Annotated in this window: 2 protein-coding genes and 1 rRNA gene; all 3 read left to right on the top strand. The window is 52.8% G+C overall.

All coding sequences use genetic code 11. The features are described from left to right. Nucleotide 1: 1 nt before the first annotated feature. The 3 genes from rrf to JJB07_RS23490 all read left to right on the top strand — a co-directional run bounded on the left by rrf (nucleotide 2) and on the right by JJB07_RS23490 (nucleotide 3,417). A 5S ribosomal RNA gene (gene rrf / locus JJB07_RS23500) occupies nucleotides 2–118 on the top strand. A gap of 115 nt (nucleotides 119–233) precedes the next feature. Further along, nucleotides 234–2,540, top strand: coding sequence for an S-layer homology domain-containing protein (locus JJB07_RS23495; RefSeq protein ID WP_201638491.1), 2,307 nt, complete (start codon nucleotides 234–236; stop codon nucleotides 2,538–2,540). Continuing rightward, nucleotides 2,524–3,417, top strand: coding sequence for a GNAT family N-acetyltransferase (locus JJB07_RS23490; RefSeq protein ID WP_201638490.1), 894 nt, complete (start codon nucleotides 2,524–2,526; stop codon nucleotides 3,415–3,417). Before JJB07_RS23495 ends, JJB07_RS23490 begins: the two co-directional genes overlap by 17 nt. Nucleotides 3,418–3,713: the final 296 nt, after the last annotated feature.

The raw sequence follows: 3,713 nt of genomic DNA, 5'->3' as shown, positions 1-3,713 counted from the left end.
GTCTCGTGATGATGGCGGAAAGGTCACACCTGTTCCCATCCCGAACACAGAAGTTAAGCTTTCCAGCGCCGATGGTACTTGGACCGCAGGGTCCCGGGAGAGTAGGACGTCGCGAGGCAACATTTTTAGACGAAAAGACTTGATCCGATTGCGGATCAGGTCTTTTTTTTACATTTGCGGTCGTATACAATAGGCAGGGGTAGAATCGATTTATGGGGAGAGAACGATTGAAGATGAACATTTCCAATAAATTAATAGCGAGTACAATTGTGTTGTCAGCGATGTTTAATCCGGTAACTGTCCTTGCAGCTACAGGAGATTCCGCCGTTACGACGTCGGGTTCCACAGATGCCATTCAGCAGGCGAAGGAACTTGGCCTGCTGGTGGGCGATCCGAACGGAGACTTCCGCCCGGGCGATGCAGTGTCGCGCGCGGAATTGGCGAAATTGTTGTGCACGATGTTCAAGCTGCAAGTGGATTCGGCGAAAACCTCGTCATTTACCGATGTGACCGCAACTGATTGGGGTGTGGCGTACATCGAGGCTGTACATAAAGCAGGTCTCATGCAGGGCGACGGTCAATCGTTCCGTCCGAACGAAACGATCACGCGCGAAGAGATGGCGGTCGTGCTCGTGCACGCACTCGGTGTCGATGCGCAAGGCAAAGGGGACCAACTGTCCAACGAGGACAAAGCAGTCACCAGCCACTGGGCGCAAGATGCCGTGCAAGCGGTTCAAGAACTTGGCTTCATGAAATTTGGCGGAACCAAGTTGCCGCAACAGCCGCTCAACCGCCAAGAGATCGCAACCGTAGTCGTCGGCGTCGTCGATCGTCCGGTCGGTGACATTCAGGTGACGAACGGCACCCTCAAGATCGCCGGTCTGACCTATGAAGTATCTCCTGAACTGCAAGGTCTCTTAAACGCAAACAATACCGACGCTCTGAAGGGTGCGAAGTTGAATTTCAATCGCGACGGTTTCAAAATCACCGAACTGAAACGTCTGGAACTCAACGCAGCCGACGGCACGCTCGATGCACAAAACGCAACGCTTTCCGGTGACGTGGTCGTCAACGCTCCGATGACGCTGAAAAACCTCAACGCCAACGGGAAACTGCAAGTTCAATCGGCTTCGGTCAACGTGGAGAATACGTCGCTCGCTTCTGTCGATCTGGCAGGTCAAGACGTCCAATTCCATGTAACCGGCAAGTCTCACGTCGGCGCGTTGGTCGTGCAAAACAAAGCTTCGATCACAACGGATGCAGACGCTTTTGTCGAACAGCTTCAATTGGGTGACAAATCGACCGACGTGGAACTCAAGGGCTATGTCAAACACCTCGTGATCTCTGAAGGAACCCATGCAAAAATCACGCTGGCAGAAGGTGCGAAAATCGACAGTGTCACCGCCCCCACCGAAGTGAAGCTCAAAGACTACATCGTGGACTATGACAAAGTCAAAGCGAACATCCCGATGGTGAACAACGGCGTCAACCAAGACGTGCTCGTGGTCAATACGGCGCCCCAGAATCAAACCGTGGACAAAACCGCTCTGACCGCCAAGCTTACCGAAGCGATGACTTTGAGTCTTGAAACCCAAGTAGGCACCGATGCCGGGCAAGTTCCGCAAAGTGCCATGGATGCATTGATCGCCGCAATGGCGGCTGCTCAAGCGGTGAAAGACAAAACCGATACAACGCAAACCGAGGTCGATACAGCGATTGCCGCTTTGCAACAAGCGATCACAGACTTCAAGGCTTCCATCGTGGTGGACCCGTCGGCGCTTACAATTTCGCTGAAACAAGGTGCGGAATTCCCGTTGAACAGCGCGCTGAGCGGAGGTGACGGCGACGTGTTTCTCACGGATGATTCGGGCATGGTAATGTTCGCGGAAGGCTCGTTCTATAACAAACGCAACATCAAGAAACTGCTTCAGGTGAAGCGTGGCGCAATGGAGGAGACCCTCCGCTTCAACACGAATACCCACAATTTCGATGTGTTCGACGCCGACAACACGCAAGTAGGAGTTGTCGAAGTGGATAGCGTTTCAAACGATCTTGATGTTTCGCAGACCGGGAGCGGCTTTACGATTCATCCGAAAGATTCAGTAACTGAGGGAACGTCTGCAACGATCCACTTTACTCTCGAACAAGGCGGTTCGAAAGTTGGAGAAGTAGACTTGCCGATCACGTTCGATGAAACGGCTCCGACTTGGAGTGGTATGTACAGCAATTCAGCGATCCAATTGACCAGCAGTGAGAAAATTACCACAGTGACTTCGTTCCCCGTGCCGATGGAGAGTGTGAAAGTAGAGTACTCTCAACTGGGTGATTACTCGGACGTAGTTGGTGTGCCAGTGATATCAGGGTTTACAGTCGGCTTTACCGGCAACGTCTTGACTCTTACCTTGAATCCGGATTGGCTAAGCGCTGCTGTACAGGCGGGTCCGGGCAGTAAATTCCGCATCACGACAACCGGCTACTACGATCTGGCGAAAAACGAGCCTTCCAACAAAGTAGTTGAAGTGAATGTCTCCCACTTCTAGTAGACGGACGCCCGACCTGCAAGAATTCTTCGGTCGGATTCCATCGGCCTTTCATAGCTTGGCGGCTCCCGAGATCCAATCCTTACTTCACGAACTCCCACCGTCCTTCACGGCGTTGGGGGTCAGTCGGGAGGGGACTCCGATCGGGCTGGCTGTCGTCGAGCGGCAGAAGCGGGCGGGAATGTCTCATCTTTTAGCCCTTACGATTGCCGACGCCGAGCGGGGTCGAGGTTACGGACATCTCTTGCTGAGTGCTCTCGAAACATCATTACGGCAAAAAGGAACTCACACCTTGGGTGTCGAGTACGTAAGCGGAACTAACTTGCCATCGGTCGAAGCCGGTTTTCTCACCGCTTGCGGGTTTGCAACGCCTCGACCGGGGATTTTTATCTGGGGCGGCCCCCTGCAGGTGATTCACGACCTCCCTTGGGTGGAGCGCATGCGCTTACCGGAGGCCTTCACGTGTGACTTCTTCACAACGTTGACGGCGGAGGAACGTTCCTTTGTAAAAAACGGATTGGGCGTTTGGTATCCGCCAATCCTGTCACCGTTCGCAGACGAAGACTCCATCGATTGCGAACGCAGTCTGGTTTTGCGGTATCTAGGAGTTGTCGTCGGGTGGTTGATTCTTGAACGGTTCGATGCCCGGACGGTGTTGTACAAGACGATGTTCGTGCATCGGCGGCATCAACGGATGGGTCGAGGTGTGGCGTTGGTGGCCGAGGCAAGCCGACGGTTGGTTTCCGATCCGGAGTTTCAGGATTGGGTGTTTTTCGTGGAAGCGGAGAATGAGGGGATGGTTCGTTTTATGAACGACCACATCTCCCGTCCCGTTGCACAAAAAGAGGTTTTGTGGAGAACGGTCAAGAAACTTTGACCGTTCTTTTGCGTATTTGCGAGAACGAGAACAAAATCAGGAGTTCAGTTCACAGGATCTTCATAAATGGTGACTTTCGGCGGAATTTGTTCTGGTATGACATTCCAGCGAGTTGAGACAAGCCTTGTGGGCATGGTAAGATAACTCTTGTCGCCGCGAGAGACACAGTGGTTGACACGATTGATCCTTGAAAACTAAACGAGTGATAGATGAAGATCGATTCGAGTCAGAACCAAACTTTTATTGAGAGTTTGATCCTGGCTCAGGACGAACGCTGGCGGCGTGCCTAATACATG

The sequence above is a fragment of the Tumebacillus amylolyticus genome, from assembly GCF_016722965.1.
GTDB classification, from domain to species: domain Bacteria; phylum Bacillota; class Bacilli; order Tumebacillales; family Tumebacillaceae; genus Tumebacillus; species Tumebacillus amylolyticus.
The sequence above is the reverse complement of the archived record's forward strand: the minus strand, read 5'-3'. Positions and strand labels throughout refer to the sequence as shown.

Coding starts and splice junctions, on each gene's coding strand:
- JJB07_RS23495 (WP_201638491.1), top strand. CDS start 234: ATGAACATTTCCAATAAATTAATAGCGAGTACAATTGTGTTGTCAGCG.
- JJB07_RS23490 (WP_201638490.1), top strand. CDS start 2,524: ATGTCTCCCACTTCTAGTAGACGGACGCCCGACCTGCAAGAATTCTTC.